General features: G+C 60.3%; 17 protein-coding genes and 1 tRNA gene. 15 read left to right on the top strand and 3 right to left on the bottom strand.

Annotated features, from left to right (window positions below; genetic code table 11):
• The first annotated feature begins 409 nt into the window (after positions 1–409).
• Genes AWR36_RS12160 through AWR36_RS12150 form a run of 3 tightly spaced genes read left to right on the top strand, consistent with a single transcriptional unit; the run spans position 410 to position 3,692 of the window.
• On the top strand, positions 410–1,801 hold the full coding sequence (locus AWR36_RS12160) for a hypothetical protein (protein WP_067085305.1): 1,392 nt from the start codon (positions 410–412) through the stop codon (positions 1,799–1,801).
• Between the two features lie 37 nt (positions 1,802–1,838).
• Positions 1,839–2,780, top strand: coding sequence for a glycerophosphodiester phosphodiesterase (locus tag AWR36_RS12155; protein ID WP_067085303.1), 942 nt, complete (start codon positions 1,839–1,841; stop codon positions 2,778–2,780).
• Between the two features lie 9 nt (positions 2,781–2,789).
• Complete coding sequence (locus AWR36_RS12150; RefSeq protein ID WP_067085301.1) at positions 2,790–3,692, top strand: MBL fold metallo-hydrolase; 903 nt, start codon at positions 2,790–2,792, stop codon at positions 3,690–3,692.
• Between the two features lie 52 nt (positions 3,693–3,744).
• Here AWR36_RS12150 and AWR36_RS12145 read toward each other — a convergent pair whose 3' ends face one another.
• Together AWR36_RS12145 and AWR36_RS12140 are read right to left on the bottom strand one after the other, a co-directional pair.
• Positions 3,745–4,506, bottom strand: coding sequence for an ABC transporter permease (locus AWR36_RS12145; protein WP_067085604.1), 762 nt, complete (start codon positions 4,504–4,506; stop codon positions 3,745–3,747).
• A gap of 2 nt (positions 4,507–4,508) precedes the next feature.
• Positions 4,509–5,468, bottom strand: a complete 960-nt coding sequence (locus tag AWR36_RS12140; RefSeq protein ID WP_067085299.1) for an ABC transporter ATP-binding protein — start codon at positions 5,466–5,468, stop codon at positions 4,509–4,511.
• Between the two features lie 377 nt (positions 5,469–5,845).
• Between AWR36_RS12140 and AWR36_RS12135 the strand changes: the two genes are divergently transcribed.
• The 4 genes from AWR36_RS12135 to AWR36_RS12120 all read left to right on the top strand — a co-directional run bounded on the left by AWR36_RS12135 (position 5,846) and on the right by AWR36_RS12120 (position 10,982).
• Positions 5,846–7,393, top strand: a complete 1,548-nt coding sequence (locus tag AWR36_RS12135; protein ID WP_067085297.1) for a Re/Si-specific NAD(P)(+) transhydrogenase subunit alpha — start codon at positions 5,846–5,848, stop codon at positions 7,391–7,393.
• Positions 7,394–7,406: 13 nt separating this feature from the next.
• Positions 7,407–8,834 carry a Re/Si-specific NAD(P)(+) transhydrogenase subunit beta gene (gene pntB / locus AWR36_RS12130; protein WP_067085295.1) on the top strand — a complete coding sequence of 476 codons (1,428 nt, stop codon included), beginning with the start codon at positions 7,407–7,409 and terminating at the stop codon, positions 8,832–8,834.
• Positions 8,835–8,964: 130 nt separating this feature from the next.
• Complete coding sequence (locus AWR36_RS12125; protein WP_067085293.1) at positions 8,965–10,575, top strand: S41 family peptidase; 1,611 nt, start codon at positions 8,965–8,967, stop codon at positions 10,573–10,575.
• The gene (locus tag AWR36_RS12120) at positions 10,575–10,982 is read left to right on the top strand and encodes a hypothetical protein (RefSeq protein ID WP_067085291.1); all 408 of its coding nucleotides are present in this window, start codon (positions 10,575–10,577) and stop codon (positions 10,980–10,982) included. The genes AWR36_RS12125 and AWR36_RS12120 overlap by 1 nt, the downstream gene beginning before the upstream one ends.
• A gap of 4 nt (positions 10,983–10,986) precedes the next feature.
• Here the strand turns inward: AWR36_RS12120 and yhbY are convergent, their stop codons facing one another.
• Positions 10,987–11,289, bottom strand: a complete 303-nt coding sequence (gene yhbY / locus AWR36_RS12115; protein WP_067085289.1) for a ribosome assembly RNA-binding protein YhbY — start codon at positions 11,287–11,289, stop codon at positions 10,987–10,989.
• Positions 11,290–11,440: 151 nt separating this feature from the next.
• Here yhbY and rlmE point away from each other — a divergent pair, with 151 nt between their 5' ends.
• From rlmE to AWR36_RS12075, 8 genes are all read left to right on the top strand, one after another.
• The gene (rlmE, locus tag AWR36_RS12110) at positions 11,441–12,064 is read left to right on the top strand and encodes a 23S rRNA (uridine(2552)-2'-O)-methyltransferase RlmE (RefSeq protein WP_067085287.1); all 624 of its coding nucleotides are present in this window, start codon (positions 11,441–11,443) and stop codon (positions 12,062–12,064) included.
• Between the two features lie 401 nt (positions 12,065–12,465).
• On the top strand, positions 12,466–14,385 hold the full coding sequence (ftsH, locus tag AWR36_RS12105) for an ATP-dependent zinc metalloprotease FtsH (RefSeq protein ID WP_067085285.1): 1,920 nt from the start codon (positions 12,466–12,468) through the stop codon (positions 14,383–14,385).
• 83 nt (positions 14,386–14,468) lie between these two features.
• Positions 14,469–15,311, top strand: coding sequence for a dihydropteroate synthase (gene folP / locus AWR36_RS12100; RefSeq protein WP_067085283.1), 843 nt, complete (start codon positions 14,469–14,471; stop codon positions 15,309–15,311).
• Positions 15,312–15,365: 54 nt separating this feature from the next.
• On the top strand, positions 15,366–16,718 hold the full coding sequence (gene glmM / locus AWR36_RS12095) for a phosphoglucosamine mutase (protein WP_067085281.1): 1,353 nt from the start codon (positions 15,366–15,368) through the stop codon (positions 16,716–16,718).
• Between the two features lie 134 nt (positions 16,719–16,852).
• Positions 16,853–17,590, top strand: coding sequence for a triose-phosphate isomerase (gene tpiA, locus AWR36_RS12090; protein ID WP_067085279.1), 738 nt, complete (start codon positions 16,853–16,855; stop codon positions 17,588–17,590).
• A gap of 86 nt (positions 17,591–17,676) precedes the next feature.
• Positions 17,677–18,105: a preprotein translocase subunit SecG gene (gene secG, locus AWR36_RS12085; protein WP_067085277.1), complete on the top strand. Its 429-nt coding sequence runs from the start codon at positions 17,677–17,679 to the stop codon at positions 18,103–18,105.
• Positions 18,106–18,114: 9 nt separating this feature from the next.
• Positions 18,115–18,200: transfer RNA gene (locus AWR36_RS12080), tRNA-Leu, on the top strand.
• A 319-nt stretch (positions 18,201–18,519) separates the two neighbouring features.
• Complete coding sequence (locus AWR36_RS12075; protein WP_067085274.1) at positions 18,520–19,029, top strand: hypothetical protein; 510 nt, start codon at positions 18,520–18,522, stop codon at positions 19,027–19,029.

Raw genomic sequence — 19,029 nt, 5'->3', positions numbered from 1 at the left:
CTGGCATGTGAGCTAACTGATCGTTGAGAACGAACTACCAGTTTTTGTTGAAAACCCCGAGCGAAATGGCCAGGCCCCTGAGAATTTAGTGTGGAGTGTAGTCGGTGTTTTCCAATTGCGAGGCGAGATTGAGCGTCAGTTTTTTCGCAGCCGAGAGAGTGGGATAGTGCCTGGCGTGTCCGTTCAGGGCAGGCTTCCGATTGCCTTTGACTGGCAAGCAAACCGATGATCGGCTGGCTGGCCTTTTTTGCAGCGCGGGGGCTGGCAACCGGATCATCCGTTTGCACCGGCTTCAGGGGCGGTGAATTTGTCGGCGACGATTGGTCGCTATGGCGGGGTGGGCAGGGGGCGAATGTCGCCGCAACTGCTGGTAGGATGTACGCATCCCACTTATTCAGGAGGCAAGCCGGTGCAAGGACTCTTCGATAGCCTGCCACTTTGGCTGTGGTTTCTGCTGGCATTACTCGCGCTGTTTGTCGCGCGAGGCCCGGTTCACCAGGGCGTGCTGGCGCTTTCCCGGTTCATCCACCAGGTACTGCGGTTGGCAGCCAGCGCGGTCTCCTCCGCGGAAAAACGCTTGCAGCGCCGTAACACCGAGGTGCTGCTCGCCAGGAGTGGCCAGTCCCTGGAGAGGCAGATTGACCGGGAGTTCACCCGGGTCGAATCCACGGTGAAGCGGGAACTCTCACGCTATCCGACATTGCACCGGCGATTGTGTGAGCAGCTGACCGCTATCGACGAGGATTACGTGCGTAGTGCCGAGGTACCCCCGGAGCCCACCAATTGGCCCAAGGCGATTCGTGCGGTCGCAGAAATTCCCGCCAAAGAGGATCCGGTGGTGCGGGATGTGCTGGATATTATCCATAGCTCGATGCGCAAGGCGGAGGCCAAAGCCCTGGAAGCCTATCGCGAGTCGGCGCGGGAGCGCCATCAGTTGCTCAAGCGCATGATGCCCAGCTGGCGCAATATTCTCACTGCCCTCGGGCGGGTGAACAGCAATGTAGAGTCGGTGCTGGAGCGGGCCAAGGCGCTGGACGGCCATATGCAGCGCTACGAGACACTGCTCCGTGAGGGGGAGAGGGAGAGCCGCCGGCTGACCTTTTCCGCCATGACACAGTTCCTGTTGTCGACACTGATGCTCGGAGTTGTCGGAGGGGCTGCGGCATTGAATGTGCATCTTGTCGCTACGCCGCTACAGGCGATACTCGGTGGTGAGCTGGGTGGAGAGCCGGGTGGTTTCCCGCTGGCCCCCGCGGCGGCGGTGGTGCTTGTGGCGCTACAGGTGGTCGTCGGACTGTTGATGCTCGAGACTCTGCGAATTACCCGTCTTTTCCCCGCGCTTGGCGCCCTGGCCGATGGATTGCGGGCCCGCCTGTTCTGGCTGCTATGTGGTTTGCTCGTGGTGTTCGGCTTGCTGGGTGCAGGCCTGGCTGCAAGTCCAGAGGCGGCATTGGCTGGAGCAGTGGCAGAAGGGGGTGTGGTGGCGTCCGACTGGGCGGCAAACGCGATTCGCGCCGGGCTGGCGCTGGTGTTGCCGCTGGTGCTGGCATTTACTGCGATTCCGCTGGAGAGCTTTCTCACTTCGCTGAGGACGGTCACAGGTGTCTGTGGCGTCTTCCTGCTGCGTGTCCTCTCCCTGGCCCTGCGGGTTGCGGGGGCGGTTGCGCTGCGCGCCGGGGCCTTCCTCGTACGCCTGTACGATATTGTGATTTTCCTGCCGCTGTGGTTGGAGCAGAAGTGGCTCACCCGGCGTCGTGAACCGGTTGCCGGCACCTCGGAGGGTGCGGAGTCCGGGGGTTGAACCGCCGCTGCGCGTCCACGCTGCAGGGTAGGGTGACATGATCTGGCTGCTGCTGTCCGCTCTGGTGGTCTTCGCGCTCTGGCGCCTGGCGGTCGCGCGACCAGCGCCGCCAACGGTCCTCCAGCTTCCCCCGCCACCACTGGTGATCGCCCACGGCGATGAGCGCGGCAGCGGTCTCTTCCCCGGTAACACAATGCTCTACCTGAGCGAGATGACCGAACTCGGGGCGGATGCCCTGGAGATCGACCTCAACCTGTCGGCAGATGGTCATCTGGTCCTCAATCACGACGCATTGCTGGATCGAGTCAGTGACGGCAGCGGGCCAATTCGGGGCATGACCCTGGAGGAGTTGCGGCAGCTCAACATGGCTAGCCGCTGGAGTCGCGATGGGGAGTCTTTTCCCTACCGTGACGCGCCGGTTCGAATCGCCACCATCGATGAAGTGTTCGCAGCCTTCCCCGATACGCCCATGATTCTGGAACTGAAGGATCGTGAGCCGCAGGCCGCGGCAGCGCTGGCCGACAGTGTCCGGCGGGCCGGCAAGCAGGAGACCCTGATAGTGTCTTCCTTCCACCTGGGTGTGATCCGCGAATTCCGCCGCCTGTGTCCCGACGTGGCCACCGGGGCTACCCTGCCCGAGGCCATGATTTTCTTTGTTGCGCAGCTGCTGGGGATGGAGCGCTGGCTGCGGCCCGATTACCAGACCATGCAGCTCCCCACCGAGTATTTCGGTATCCCGGTCTTTTCCCCTCGTCTGATTCGTGCCGCACACCGTATAGGGCTTCATGTGTCGGTGTGGACCGTCGACTCGGTCGAGGCGATGGAGCACTACCTCCGCCTGGGGGTGGATGGGATTGTCACCAACCGCAGCGACCGGCTAAAGCTGGTGCGTGACCGGGCCCTCCCCGGCGCCAAGTCTGCCAGTGAAACTGCCGGCAAGGCGGAAGGGCCGGCGCAAGACAACAACGATAACCTGTAAGGAGTGATTATGATGAAGCCTCTGCGATCAGCCGTGTGGCTGTGTTGCCTGCTGGCGCTGCCCGCAACTGCCCAGGACCGGTTCGCCAAGGTGGAAATCAAGGCGGAGCCGGTGCGGGATAACCTGTATATGCTGCGGGGCGCCGGCGGAAACATCGCCATGTTCACCGGTGAAGACGGTGTCTTTATGGTGGACGACCAGTATGCGCCACTCACCGAGAAGATCCGCGCGGCCATCGCGCAGATTACCAGCCAACCGCTGCGCTTTGTGATCAATACCCATTGGCACGGTGACCACACCGGCGGCAACGAGAACTTTGGTAAAGCCGGAGCCCTGGTAGTGGCTCATGAAAATGTGCGGGAGCGGATGAGCACCGAGCAGTTTACCAAGGTGTTCAATCGCACCACGCCGCCCTCACCGGACGCTGCGCTGCCCGTGATCACCTTCACCGATGCAACAACGTTTCACTGGAATGGCGATACCGTGCACGTGCAGTACACGGGGCCGGCCCACACCGATGGAGACTCGATCGTCCACTTTTCCGATGCCAACGTGATTCATATGGGCGATACGTTTTTCAACGGCAGCTATCCGTATATCGACGTCTCCGCCGGTGGCAGTGTCGATGGCTTGGTAGCGGTCATGGATCGTGTGCTAGCGATGGCAGACGACGACACGGCCATCATCCCCGGACACGGTCCGCTCAGCAATAAAGCCGAACTCAAGGAGCAGCGCGATCTGCTGGTGAAACTGAAAGGAAAAATCCAGGAGATGATCGACGAGGGCATGAGCAGGGAGAGAGTCATCGCGGCCAATCCCACCCGTGACTACGATGCCGACTATGGGCAAGGCTTTATGAAGCCCGATATCTGGACAGGTATTGTTTTCGATTCGCTAAGTGCCAGTCAGTAAGTGCACAGACGGGGGCTCAGGCCCCCGTTTCTTGTTCGAGCGCACCCTGGCATCAAGTTTTGATGCGGTAGCCGGTGCGGAAGATCCACCAGATCCCCGTCATGCACAGCAGCAGGAACAGGAAGATCATCGCCAGGCTGACTGCGACATTGACATCGGCAATTCCATAAAACGACCAGCGGAAACCACTGATCAGGTAGACCACCGGGTTGAACAGGGTCACCTTCTGCCAGAATTCCGGCAGCATGTTGATGGAGTAGAAGGCTCCGCCCAGAAATGTGAGTGGTGTGACGACCATCAGCGGAATCACCTGGAGCTTCTGGAAGTCATCGGCCCAGATGCCAATGATAAAGCCGAACATGCTGAATGTAAGCGCTGTCAGCACCAGAAAGCCCAGCATCCAGAACGGATGCAATATCTGGTAGTCGACGAAAAAGCGCGCGGTCAACAGTATCAGTAACCCCAGCAGAATGGATTTCGTAGCGGCGGCCCCGACATAGCCGGCGACGATCTCGAACGCGGAAATAGGTGCAGACAATACCTCGTAAATTGTGCCGGAGAACTTGGGGAAGAAGATGCCGAAAGACGCGTTGGAAATGCTCTCGCTCAGTAGTGAAAGCATGATCAAGCCGGGGATGATGAATGCGCCGTAGGACACTCCCTCGATATCTCCCATCCTGGAGCCGATGGCTGCACCAAAGACGATGAAATAGAGCGAGGTGGAAAGCACGGGCGAGGCGATGCTTTGCATCAGTGTGCGCCAGGTGCGCGCCATTTCGAATTTATAAATGGCTCGAATGCCATGCCAATTCAGCTTCATTCTCCCGCTCCATGTGCGCGATCATTTTCTTTCTGTTCCCCCCGGACCAGGCCAACAAAGATATCTTCCAGGGAACTTTCCCGGGTCTGCAGATCGCGAAATTCAATCTCCGCCCGGTCCAGTTTTCTCAGCAGGTTGGCAATCCCGGTTTCGCCGCTCTGAATATCAAACCGGTAGACCATCTGCTGGCCGCTTTCATCGAGCTCTAGTGACAGGTCGGCAAGGCTCTCCGGCAGCCGCTCGAGAGGCTCCGCAAGGTGCAGCAGGAGCTCCTTGTTTCCCATGCGCTTGATCAGCGTGTTCTTGTCTTCCACGAGCACAAGGCGACCATGATTGATGACCCCAACCCGGTCGGCCATTTCCTCCGCCTCTTCGATATAGTGAGTGGTCAGGATGACTGTGACCCCGGATTCCCGTAGCTCCCGCACCATGGACCACATGTCCTGACGCAATTCCACATCGACACCCGCGGTAGGCTCGTCGAGGAACAGTATTTTCGGTTCGTGGGACAGTGCCTTGGCGATCATCAATCGCCGCTTCATACCCCCGGACAGCGCCATAATGCGGCTGTTCCTTTTTTCCCACAGGGAGAGCTGGCGCAACAGGCGCTCGATGTAGCCCGGATCGGGCGCCTTGCCAAAAAGTCCGCGGCTGAATTTCACGGTTGCCAGAACGCTCTCGAATGAATCGGTGCAGAGCTCCTGGGGTACCAGGCCGATTTTTTCCCTTGCCATGCGATAGTCGCGCACAACGTCGTGCCCGTCAGCACGGACTGAGCCCGACGAGGGGTTGACGATGCCGCAGATGATGCTGATCAGGGTGGTTTTGCCGGCGCCGTTGGGGCCGAGCAGAGCAAAGATCTCGCCCTCGTGAATATCGAGATTGACGTTTTTGAGCGCTGTAAATCCGCCGCTATAGGTTTTTGTCAGGTCTGAGACCGAGATGATCGAATTCAATAGTGCCTCCTTGAAGAAAAATCAGTCTAACCCCTCGCTGCAAATCAACCTATCAAATCCTTTGGTTTCCTGGCGGAGCAGTATGCCTGTGAAGGGTTCTGGAGCCGGAGGGTGTGTATCGTGAACGGATCGGTTAATTAAAAACACCGAAACTGTCATTCGAGTGAATACGATCGTGACTTGGCGCGAAAACCTTTATTCGCTTTGTTTATACTAGCTATGCGGTAATTTACTTTTAATCAATAAGAGCTGGGGATAGACTCGATCGCATCCCGCAAGTGAAAGCTTGATATAAAGTCTGCGGGAAGATGCATCGTCCGTGCTGCTGAGCCGGGAAGGATGCGCATAACAATAGCAAGCAGAGAGGGAGTGCCGCGGTGATCATAGCCATTCCAAAAGAAACTGCCCCGGGTGAGCACCGGGTAGCAGCTACGCCAGAGAGTGTCCGCCGCCTGCGGGATCTCGGCTTTTCCGTTGCGGTAGAGCGGGGGGCCGGCGAAGCAGCCAGTTTCCCCGATGATGCTTACGTGGAGGCTGGTGCAGAAGTCTGCAAGGACGCCGCGCATTGCCTGAAAGATGCGGGATTGGTGCTGAAGGTCCAGTCGCCGTCAGAGGAAGAGATGGCCCTGATCCCCGAGGGCGCCACCCTGATTGCATTTCTGAAGCCCGCGCAGAACGAAGAATTACTGCAAAAGCTCGCCGACAGAAAAATCAATGCGCTTGCGGTTGAATCCATTCCGCGTATATCCCGCGCGCAGAAAATGGATGCCCTCAGCTCCATGGCCAATATTGCCGGCTACAGGGCGGTGATTGAGGCGGCGCACAATTTCGGGCGTTTCTTTACCGGTCAGATTACCGCGGCCGGCAAGATTCCGCCGGCCAAAGTGTTGGTGATCGGTGCCGGTGTTGCCGGTCTTTCGGCAATTGGCACGGCCAAGAGTATGGGCGCGATCGTGCGCGCCTTTGATACCCGGGCCGAGGTTCGCGAACAGGTAGAGTCCATGGGAGCGGAGTTCCTGACCGTGGAGATCGAGGAAGAGGGCTCCGGCACTGGCGGCTATGCCAAGGAGATGTCCAAGGAGTTCATCGAGGCGGAAATGGCCCTGTTCCGCGAGCAGGCCAAAGATGCGGATATTGTGATCACTACTGCCCTGATCCCCGGCAAGCCTGCCCCGAAACTCTGGCTGGCGGATATGGTCGACAGCATGAAAGAGGGGTCCGTGGTCGTGGATCTGGCTGCGGAAATGGGCGGCAACTGCGATTACACCGTGGCCGACGAGAGAGTGACCGAAAGTGGTGTCACCATTATCGGCTACACCAACCTGCCGAGTCGGGCCGCCACTCAGTCGTCCAGTCTCTATGCCACCAACCTGACACATCTGTTGACGGATCTGACACCGGAGAAAGACGGCAATATCGCGATCAACTTCGAGGATGAGGCGATCCGCGGCGCGACCGTCGTTCGGGATGGTGAGATCACCTGGCCGCCCCCCGCGCCAAAAGTTTCCGCGCAGCCAAAACCGGCCCCCAAGAAAGAGGTCGTGCCCGAAGTAAAAGAGGAGGCGGCACCGAAGAAGAAGTCGGCGCTTTCCATCGCACTTTTCTGGCTCGTGGCCGGGGGGCTGATTCTCTGGCTGGGGCGCGTTGCACCGCCGGACTTCGTTTCCCATTTCACTGTTTTCGTGCTGGCGATCTTCGTCGGCTGGCAGGTGATCTGGAATGTCACCCATGCACTGCATACGCCCCTGATGAGTGTGACCAATGCCATTTCGGGTATCGTGATCGTCGGTGCACTTCTGCAGGTGGGGGCAACGGGGTCAGCGCTGGTCACATTGCTGGCTTTCGTGGCGGTGTTGGTCGCAAGCATCAATATCTTCGGTGGGTTCTTCGTGACCTACCGCATGCTGAAAATGTTCCGCCGATAACAGGAGAAAAGTGATGAACGGAATGATTGCAATGGCTTACCTTTTCTCCGCGGTGATGTTCATCCTGAGCCTGGGTGGCCTTTCAAGTCACGAGACCGCCCGTCGGGGTAATGTTTACGGCATGGTCGGCATGGCAGTGGCGATTGTGGCGACGATTGCCGGCATTACCGCCGGAGCCTACTGGATGGTCGCGATTGCCATGACCGTCGGCGCGGTGATTGGCCTTTACCTGGCGCGGCGGGTAGCCATGACCCAGATGCCGCAGATGGTGGCACTGCTGCACAGTTTTGTTGGCCTGGCGGCGGTCCTGATCGGCTGGGGTGGATTCCTGGATCCACGCCTGTCCCTCACCGGAGCCGAGCATATCGTGCATAACACCGAGATCTATCTCGGGGTTTTCATTGGTGCAATTACCCTGACCGGCTCGCTGGTTGCGTTTGGCAAGTTGCAGGGCTTGATCTCCGGTAAGCCCCTGATGTTGCCCGCCCGGCACTGGCTCAACCTGGCCGCGGTGATTGCCTGCATCGTGCTGGGTGGGTTGTTTATTCCGGCGGACCTGAATGCGGGCACCGTGATCAATCTGCTGGTGATGACCTCGATCGCACTGCTGCTGGGGATACACCTGATCGCGGCTATCGGTGGTGCAGATATGCCGGTGGTCATTTCCATGCTCAACAGCTACTCCGGCTGGGCGGCAGCGGCAACCGGTTTCATGCTCAGCAATGACCTGCTGATTGTGGTGGGTGCCCTGGTGGGCTCCTCTGGTGCCATTCTCAGTTACATCATGTGTCGTGGCATGAACCGTTCCTTTGTCAGCGTGATTCTCGGTGGCTTCGGTTCCGATGGCGGTGAGGTTGCCGAGGGCGAAATCGAGGGGGAGGCTCAGGCCACCAACTTTGATGAGCTGGCGGCGGACCTGGAGCAGGCAAATAGCGTCATCATCGTGCCCGGATTCGGGATGGCGGTCGCCCACGCCCAGCAGGCAGTGAGCGACCTGACCGATCGGCTGCGGAAAATGGGCAAGACGGTGCGCTTTGGTATTCACCCGGTGGCAGGGCGGCTGCCGGGCCATATGAACGTGCTCCTGGCCGAGGCCAATGTGCCCTATGACATCGTGCTGGAAATGGAGGAAATCAATGATGATTTCCCCGACACCGATATGGTGCTGGTCATCGGTGCCAATGACACCGTGAACCCGGATGCCGTGGAGAAACCCGGATCACCCATTGCCGGTATGCCGGTGCTGGAGGTCTGGAAAGCGGGCAAGGTCGTGGTGCTCAAGCGCTCAATGGCATCGGGCTACGCCGGTGTGGCAAACCCGCTGTTTTACAAGGACAATTCACGCATGCTGTTCGGGGATGCCAAGGACAGCTTGCAGAGCGTGCTGGGCAAGCTTGGTAACAGCAGCAAGTCACCCTCTGCCCGGGAAGCGGTCGCCTGACCGTGGCCTGATTCGCTTTTTGTAAACCCCAGGGGGCGCCGCCGGTGCACACCGGCGGCGCCGATGGTACTCTCAGCCTCTGTAAATGACGCAAATATAATCCCATTCCAATAAAAATCAGGGCATACCAATGAGGGGTTGTCTCCCGGTTTCTCGCCAGTTCTCCACTCTCGTGCTTTCCATTTTGCTAAGTGCCTGCGGCGGAGGAGGTGGCGGCGGCTCCTCCACCCAGAACCCTCCAGCAGGGGATAGCGGGGGCAGCGGCTGGCAGCAAGGAGTATTCCTGCCATCTGAGACATTTGCCGCGCGATGCGTTGCTCCCCGCAGCGGCACCGACCCCAGCACAGGCCGCGCCTATGCCGATGTGGCAGGCACCGCACTGGATGAGAAAAACTGGCTGCGTTCCTGGACCGAAGAGCTGTACCTCTGGTACGACGAGGTGGAGGATCGTGATCCTGCCGATTACGAGGTGCTGGAGTACTTCGACCTGCTGGTGACCAATGAGCTGACGGAAACCGGGGCGCGCAAAGATAATTTCCACTTTTCCCTGCCCACCGACCAGTGGCAGTCCCAGGCGCAGTCAGGCGTAGCCGTGGGTTACGGGTTCCAGTGGGCGATTATCGAAGCGCGGCCACCGAGGGATGTGGCGGTGGCCTACTGGGACCAGGAGGGGCAGGTCGGCCTGCCGCCGCGGGGCACACGGGTGGTCACTGTGGATGGCGTCGATGTGGTGTGGGCCGATGATGAGGCCAGCGTCGACACCCTCAACGCTGCTTTTTTCCCTGGTACCGTCGGCGAGGAGCACACATTTACTTTTGAGTATGCGGATCAATCCCGTGAGACCGTGACCCTGACAGCCCGTGCCCTGGCCACGGATCCCGTGCAGCATGTGCGGGTGTTGGGCGCGGCCATGGGGCGAAAAGTGGGTTACCTGCTGTTTACCGATCACATCGCCACGGCGGAAAGTGAGCTGAAATCTGCGGTGGAAACGCTCGCTGCAGAAAATATCGACGAGCTCGTGCTCGATCTCCGCTACAACGGTGGCGGTCTCCTCGCCATCGCCAGTCAGCTGGCCTACATGGTCGCCGGTGAGGTTCCCACTTCCGGGCGGGTCTTTGAAGAGCTGGTCTTCAATGACAAGTATCCGGAGACCAATCCGGTGACGGGTGAGCCGCTGCAGCCCATGCCGTTCTTCGATACCACGCTGGGCTTCAGTAGTCTGCCAAATGGGCTGTCGCTGCCCGCACTCAACCTCCAGCGGGTATTTGTCCTGACCGGTGCCAGCACCTGCTCTGCCAGCGAGGCCATCATCAACGGACTGCGCGGCGTGGACGTGGAGGTGGTTCAGGTGGGCAGCACCACCTGCGGTAAACCCTACGGTTTCTATCCCACCGACAACTGTGGCACCACGTATTTTTCCATCCAGTTCCAGGGGCAGAATGACAAGGGCTTTGGCGACTATCCGGCAGGGTTCACCCCGGGAGGTACAGGGCCTGCAGGCGTTACTGGTTGCCAGGTGGCGGATGACTTCAGCCGGGATCTCGGCGATACCGCCGAATGGCGGTTGTCGGCGGCTCTGAGCTATATCGAGACTGGGAGTTGTGAAGGGGCTCTTGCCAGTGCCAGCAGTTTCCGCGCTGATGAAGGAGCCCTCAATGCAGGCGGCCGTGATGTTGATGCACGGGTGCTGAAGCCGGTCTGGTATGAAAACCGGATTCTGGATACCCGGGGAGGGCGGTGATGAATACTCTGACGCGAGGGATCCTCTACCTGTCCTGGCTGCTGTTGGCTGGCTGCAGTGCCAGGGCATTGCCCGGTGCCCTGGAGCCGGCGCGGCTGCAGGCGCCCTCTGCGGACGTTCGCGCCGAGCTGGTTCAGGTTGTGAGCGAGGCGCTGGGCGGGGTTCCGGTTACCCTGGGTGAGCAGGCGCTCACCAACAGCAGTATTCTGGTCGTGGAGCGGGCTGAACCCAGGGATTTGCAGCAGCGCCCGCTGTCGGGGCGCAGCCTGGAAGTGCCGGTGCGTTTCCAGCTGTTGCTGGGGGACGGACAGTGTTGGTTGAGGCGCCTGCCGGACGGGCCGCCCCGGCTACTCGGTCAAGCCCGCTGTGTCCGCGAGGAGGTTCTGGAGCAGGAGCCCAGCCACTGAGGCTTCAGCGCAGCAGGTTGGACAGGCGGGCGTTGGGCTTCTCTGCCGCCCGGTAGATCAGTGCGATCTTACCGATCTCCTGCACCAACTCGGCGCCGCTTTTCTCGCACAACTCGCCAATAATCTGGTGGCGAAGTTCCCGATCGGCCACCATTAGCTTGACCTTGATCAGCTCGTGGTCCTCGAGGGCGCGATTCAGCTCCTCCAGTACCCCCTCGCTGAGCCCCTTACCGGCTACAGTCACCACCGGCTTCAGGTTGTGGCCGAGGGTGCGCAGTGCTTTTTTACGGTCGGCGGTTAAAGGCATACAATACTCCGTTTCCACGTTGTGGATATTCATAGCGTGAGCGGCCCAGAGCCGCGACCGGTGCGTCGACGATCGTGATGATCGTGGGCCCGGTCGCGGCTCTGGGCCGCCCATGCGAAAGCTGTTGTGTTATTAGGACGCATTGTAACTGATGGGCCGATCCAAAAGCAGCCACCGCTGGCTGCGTGAGCATTTCAACGATCAATACGTGAAGCAGTCGCAGAAAGAGGGCTACCGCTCCCGCGCCAGCTACAAACTGCAGGAACTGCAAAAGAAGGATCGCCTGATCAAACCCGGTATGACGGTGGTGGACCTGGGGGCTGCGCCAGGCGGCTGGTCGCAGGTGGCCGCTGAACTGGTGGGTCACAAAGGGCATGTGCTGGCGTCTGATATTCTGCCAATGGATCCTCTGGCCGGCGTCGACTTCGTGCAGGGAGATTTCACCGAGGAAGCCGTGCTCAACCAGCTGTTGGAGCGGCTCGGCGATGAGCGCGCGGACCTTGTGATTTCCGATATGGCCCCCAATATGAGTGGAGTGCGCGACGTGGATCAGCCCGCCTCCATGTATCTGGTGGAGCTTGCGGTGGATATGGCGCGCCAGGTGCTGAAGCCCGGCGGCGCGTTCGTGGCCAAGGTTTTCCAGGGTGAGGGATTTGACGAGCTGATTCGCGATCTGCGCGGCTCCTACAGCAGTGTCGTGACTCGCAAGCCCGGTGCATCCAGGCCCCGCTCCCGTGAGGTCTATGTGGTAGCGCGGGGCTACAAGGGCGACTGAAGCCACTCTGGTGTCTCTGTTGCCCGCGAAAGTGACGCTTCGAACCCTGAAAGTTCAGTATCGGCTGGCCGGCCGGGGGCTCAAGGGGCGCCCCGAGACGCGGGCACTCATTGCGGCACCGGCCGCTGGTGACCCGATGGCCGGCCATGGTATAAGCTGCTCGCGGTAAGCGAGCCGCGCGAGTGGCCGGGCCTACCTATAATGGTCGGGTTGATCAAACGCAGCGGCTGGAACTGAATCCGCTGTGGTGGCATCCAAATAAAGTAAGCGGCCGAAATGGCCAGGCACCGGGGCGGTCGGCCGCGGTGCAAACCGCTCCCCTGTACCCGGTTCAGGATTAAGTCCAGTCCGGGCCGGGGCGGCAGGATTAGCAAGGCAAGAGGGTGATCCCTTTGAACGATATGGCGAAGAATCTGGTGCTGTGGTTGGTCATCGCGGCGGTGCTGCTGATGGTCTTTCAGAACTTCAAACCGCAGACCCGGGATGAGGCCCTCAGTTACTCCCAGTTTGTGCAGGACGTGCAGTCCGGCCAGGTAAAGAGCGTCGTCGTGGACGGCCTCATCATTACCGGTGAAAAGGCCGACGGCAGCCGCTTCAAGACCATCCAGCCTCAGATTATCGACGACGAACTCACCAACGAGCTGGTGCGCAGCAACGTGCAATTCGTCGGTCGTGAGCCGGAAGAGGCGAGCCTGTGGCAGCAGCTGCTGGTGGCGAGCTTCCCGATTCTGATCATCATTGCGGTCTTCATGTTCTTCATGCGCCAGATGCAGGGCGGTGCTGGTGGTCGCTCGGGCCCCATGGCGTTCGGCAAGAGCAAGGCGCGCCTGTTAGGTGAGGACCAGATCAAGACCACATTTGCCGACGTGGCCGGTGTGGACGAGGCAAAAGAAGATGTGCAGGAGCTGGTGGAATTCCTGCGTGATCCCACCAAGTTCCAGCGCCTGGGCGGTAACATCCCCCGCGGGGTGCTGATGGCGGGCCCTCCCGGTACCGGTAAGACCCTGCTGGCCAAGGCCATTGCCGGTGAGGCCAAGGTGCCATTCTTCTCCATTTCCGGTTCTGACTTCGTGGAGATGTTCGTCGGTGTCGGTGCCTCACGGGTGCGCGACATGTTCGAGCAGGCCAAGAAGCAGGCCCCGTGCATTATCTTCATCGACGAGATCGACGCTGTCGGTCGCCATCGCGGTGCCGGTGTCGGTGGTGGTCACGATGAGCGCGAGCAGACCCTGAACCAGCTGCTGGTGGAAATGGACGGTTTCGAGGGCAATGAGGGCGTGATCGTGATCGCTGCCACCAACCGCCCCGATGTGCTCGACCACGCGCTGCTGCGCCCGGGGCGTTTCGACCGCCAGGTCTTTGTTGGTCTGCCGGATATCCGCGGCCGCGAGCAGATCCTCAAGGTCCATATGCGCAAGGTGCCGGTGGCCGATTCGGTCTCCGCGCAGACCATTGCCCGCGGCACACCCGGATTCTCCGGTGCCGATCTGGCCAACCTGGTGAACGAGGCAGCGCTGTTCGCCGCTCGCGCCAACCGCCGTGTGGTGGGGATGGACGAGTTCGAGCGTGCCCGCGACAAGATCATGATGGGCGCCGAGCGCAAGTCCATGGTGATGAGCGAGAAAGAAAAGGTGAATACCGCCTACCACGAGGCTGGGCACGCGATCATCGGTCGCCTGGTGCCGGAGCACGATCCGGTGCACAAGGTCACCATCATTCCCCGCGGCCGCGCTCTGGGTGTTACCCAGTTCCTGCCGGAAGAGGACAAGTACAGTATTTCCAAGCGGGCCATCGAATCCCAGCTCTGCTCCCTGTTCGGCGGCCGGATTGCCGAAGAGATGACCCTGGGTGTGGATGGCGTGACCACCGGTGCCTCTAACGATATCGAACGGGCCACGGAGCTCGCCCGTAATATGGTTACCAAGTGGGGCCTGTCCGAGAAGCTGGGCCCGCTGCACTACGGTGAAGACGAGAGCGGTCAGCCCGGTGCGGGCAATCCGGTGTCCGGCAAGACCTCCAACGAGATCGACACGGAAGTGCGCCGCATCATTGATGATTGCTACGACCGCGCCCACAAACTGCTGGAAGAGAACCGCGATATTCTCGAGGCGATGAAAGATGCGCTGATGGAGTATGAGACCCTGGACGCGGAGCAGGTCGACGACCTGATGGCTCGTCGCAAGGTGCGGCCGCCCCGTGACTGGCACGACCCGGACGTGGGTGCGGGCGGTAACGGTAGCCCGGAAGGCGCTGAACAAGATGAAAACGCCGGTGAGTCTGATGAAGGCAACCCGGTGGGTGGGCCGCTGAAAGGCCACTGAACATGGCAGGATAAATGCGGAAGGCTGGGGAGCCGGCGTTGAGCCGGCTTTTCCAGCCTTCCGCTTTTTATTTTAGGGACCCTATGAAGCTGACCTGTGGAAACCACGTCCTGGACCTGTCGCGTCCGCGCATCATGGGCGTGCTCAATACGACCCCGGATTCCTTCTCGGACGGTGGCCGCTACTACCGAGACGGCGAGCTCGACCTTGAAACGGCGGTGGCCCGCGCCAGGCAGATGGTCGATGAAGGTGCGGCTATTATCGATATCGGGGGCGAGTCCACCCGGCCCGGTGCGGCTCCGGTCACAGAAGAGCAGGAGTACCAGCGGGTAGTGCCGGTGGTGGCGGCGATCGCGAAAGAGCTCGATGTGATCATTTCGGTGGATACCAGCACCCCTGCGGTTATGCTTGCCGCGGCGGAGGCAGGTGCCGGCCTGATCAACGATGTGCGCGCATTGCAGCGCCCTGGCGCCCTGGCGGCGGCAGCGGACACCGGTCTGCCGGTCTGTTTGATGCATATGCAGGGGCAGCCCGGCACCATGCAGGCCAATCCCCATTACGAGGACGTCGTTGAAGAGGTGGCGGCCTTTCTGGAAGAGAGGCTGCAGGCGTGCGAAGCGGCCGGTATCCCGCGGGGACAGGTAATTTTTGATCCCGGCTATGGCTTCGGCAAGACGGACGAACACAACCTGGAGTTGCTGAGGCGGCAGGCACAGCTGGCGCCCGAGGGGATGCCGTTGCTCGCGGGGCTGTCGCGCAAGTCCATGATCGGGCGCCTGTTGGGGCGCGAAGTGGAGGACCGGCTGCCGGGCAGCCTGGCTTTGGCGATGCTGGCCGCACAGCGGGGGGCGCGCATACTCCGGGTGCACGATGTGGCCGCCACTGCTGATGTGTTGGCATTTCAGCAGCTGGTCGACCAACCCTAGTGACGGATTTGCCCCGCTGTTCGGGCTGGGGCAATCACGGATTTGAGAAAGAAAATGGCGAGAAAGTACTTCGGCACCGACGGTATTCGTGGGCGTGTGGGCGAGGGAGCAATCACTCCCGACTTCATGTTGCGGCTCGGTTATGCCGCCGGCAAGGTCCTGGCGGAGGGGGCAGGGGGCAAAGGAGGTCATCGTCCCAGTATCCTGATCGGTAAGGACACGCGGATTTCCGGCTACATGTTTGAAGCGGCCCTGGAGGCCGGGCTGATCAACGCCGGGGTCGACGTCGGCCTGCTGGGGCCAATGCCCACGCCGGCCATCGCCTACCTGACGCGGACTTTCCACGCCCAGGCCGGGATCGTGATCAGCGCGTCCCATAACCCCTTCCAGGACAACGGCATCAAGTTCTTCAGTGCCGGTGGCAGCAAGTTGCCCGACCAGGTGGAGCTCGATATCGAGGCGGCACTCGATTTGCCGATGGTAACCGCAGAGCATCTGGGCAAGGCGTGGCGAATCGACGACGCGGCGGCACGTTACATCGAGTTCTGTAAGGCCTCGACGCCCTGGGGTTTTTCCCTGGGCGACATGAAAATCGTGCTGGATTGCGCCAACGGCGCCACTTACCACATCGCTCCCAAGGTGTTCCGCGAGTTGGGTGCCGAGGTGATCGCCATCGGCACCAGCCCCGATGGGCAGAACATCAATCTCGACTGTGGCTCTACCAAGCCTGCCAAGCTGCAGCAGGCGGTGGTAGAGCAGGGCGCCGATCTGGGGATCGCCTTCGACGGTGATGGTGACCGGGTGTTGTTTGTGGACAGCAGCGGCAACCTGGTCGACGGCGACGAACTCCTGTTCTTGATCGCCCTGCATCGCCAGCAGTTCGCGGGCGGTTGCAGCGGCGTGGTCGGCACCCAGATGAGCAATTACGGTTTTGAGCTGGCCCTCAAGGAGCTGTCTATCCCGTTCGAGCGCGCCAAGGTTGGGGACCGTTACGTTCTGGAGAAGATGCAGGCCAACGATTGGAGTCTCGGTGGTGAGTCCTCTGGTCATATCATCTGCGCGGATGCCACCACCACCGGCGACGGCATCGTCTCCGCCCTGCAGGTGCTGCGGGCGCTGGAAGATTTCGCCGAGCCCCTGGAGGCGCTCCGCGGGCGCATGAAGATGTTGCCGCAGCACATGATCAATGTGCGGCTGGCCCATCGCGACGGCGTACTTGAGCACGATGACGTGCGCGCCGCCGTTTCCAGGGCGGAGGAGCAGCTCCAGGATCGCGGTCGTGTGCTGTTGCGGCCTTCCGGCACCGAGCCCCTGATCCGGGTGATGGTGGAGGGGGTTGAGCGCGGCGAAGTGGAGCAGCTGGCTGGCGATATTGCCCAGGTGGTGGAGCGTATCGGTAACGGTTGAGTGGCGGCCGGCCGCGATGACAGGGCCGTGGCGGCAAGGCCGCTGTCCATGGCTTAAGTGCCGGATTCTTTTCGATTTTCTGTTGTATGTTGGCGGCAATATCGCTAAGATTTGCGCCCCTTGAAGGAGCACACATGCGTAGATCGCTGGTAGCAGCCAATTGGAAAATGAACGGCAGCCGCGAGTTTGCCGAGGCGTTTTTCAAGGCCCTGGACCTGAAGGGGGCAAATGGTGATGTGGTTTTTTGTCCGCCGTTTCCCTACCTGCCGCTGGTCGGCGAGCTTGTAGAGAGCTCCGGCTATGACAATGCAGGGCTCGGGGCCCAGAACGTCAGTGAGCAGGAAGCTGGGGCTTTCACCGGAGAGGTGAGTGTCGCCATGCTCAAGGATTTGGCGGTCCGTTACGTGATCGTCGGGCACTCGGAGCGCCGCAGCCTGTACCATGAGGACAGCGCGTTGGTGGCCACGAAGTTCCGCGCTGCCAGAGAGGCGGGCCTGGTGCCTATTCTCTGTGTCGGTGAGACACTGGAAGAGCGGGAAGCATCGCAGGCGCTGGATGTCATTGGTGCCCAGTTGGACGCCGTGTCCGAGCTGGTTGGCAGTGACTGCTGGAACGGAGCCGTGATTGCCTACGAGCCAGTGTGGGCCATAGGTACCGGCAAGACTGCGACTCCTGAGGAGGCGCAGGCGGTTCATGAATTTATCCGTTCGCGACTGGGTGCAGCGGGGCCTCAGGTGCAGATTTTGTATGGTGGCAGTGTGAAGGCCGCCAATGCAGCCTCCCTGTTCGAGCAGCCCGATATTGATGGCGCTCTGGTGGGTGGCGCATCCCTGGATGCAGCTGAGTTTGCCGAGATTTGTCGCGCTGCCTGACTGGTCGCGGACTAAATTGCCACGCGGATCGCGGGCTGACAGAATACTGAAAACGGGCCTCGGCCCAGAAAGTGAGTTTCCTGAAAATGGAAAAGTTGGTTTTAGTTTTTCACGTCCTTACTGCCCTGAGCATCATCGGGCTGATTCTGCTGCAGCAGGGTAAGGGCGCAGAAGCCGGCGCCTCTTTCGGCGCGGGTGCCTCCCAGACCGTGTTTGGTAGTCAGGGCAGCGGTAACTTTTTCTCCCGCCTGACCGCCATCATGGCGACCGTGTTTTTTGTCACCAGCCTCGGCCTGGCTGTTCTGGCAAAGCAGGGTGCAGGGGCTGACATCGATGACGGCCTGCCGCAGGTTCCTGCAGCGGTCGAGCAGCCGGGTCCGGCTGAAGAGATTCCGGCGCTCGAGGGTGATGTCCCGGCCCTGGAAGAGGTTCCGACTCTGGAGGAGCCCGCAGCTGACGAGATCCCTCAGGCCGAACAGGCTGAGCCTGAAGCTGACGAGGGTGTGCAGCAGTAACAAGTTTTAGCCCAGGTGGTGGAATTGGTAGACACGCTATCTTGAGGGGGTAGTGCGCTATGCGCGTGCGGGTTCAAGTCCCGCCCTGGGCACCAAATACAAGGCACTCGCTAGCGAGTGCCTTTTTTTATGCCCGCAGGTTCTGCAGGGCTCAATGTTTACTTTATTTCCTCCCTCCCTGTGCGATTGCTCCCCGATCTGATTGGCTGTCAGGGCTGTTGCGCGGGGCTTTTCTCTCGGTAGGCAAACTCTGGGTTGAATCCCGGAGATATGACCTGCCTCACATCTGGCCGCAAGTGGATTGAAATACAATCCGCTGACGCAGAGCCCGTTTTTTAAAGCTCATCTCCTGCGGGCAACGTTTGTCTGGGTTCCCCGACGTCCACCGCTAGAAGTAGGGCCAGAGGTAGAAAAATGTTCCGAATTCTACAGTTAACCGTTTTGATGCTGTCGGCGTCGCTCGCATTTGCGCAGTCGGTCAGTCGCGATGAGATTCGTGGGCTGGACGACCAGATACAGGATGCCAAGCAAGATGTCATCGAGCTGACCGCGGAGCTGGTGCAGCTGGAGGAAAAATTACTCTTTCCTTCCAATACCCAGGCTGCTTTTTTTGTTTCCCTGCCTAAAGAAAGTAGCTTCGATCTAGAGGCGGTAGAAGTAAAGCTGAATAACGAGGTGGTCGCACACCATCTCTACACCTTCCGCGAGCTGGAAGCCTTGCGTAAGGGCGGTGTGCAGAAGATTTATACGGCCAATGTTCAGTCTGGTAACCATCCACTGGAAGTCAGCTTCCTCGGCAAGTCGGCGAGCGGCCGGGAGTTACGAGCCACAGCCTCTCATACCGTTGAAAAGCGAGTTGGGCCCAAGTTTGTCGAGATAGAAATCGCTGGAGAGCAGTCAGCCATCAGTTTCAAGGACTGGTAA

The organism is Microbulbifer flavimaris (assembly GCF_001641755.2).
Classification (GTDB): Bacteria; Pseudomonadota; Gammaproteobacteria; order Pseudomonadales; family Cellvibrionaceae; genus Microbulbifer; species Microbulbifer flavimaris.
The sequence above is the reverse complement of the archived record's forward strand: the minus strand, read 5'-3'. Positions and strand labels throughout refer to the sequence as shown.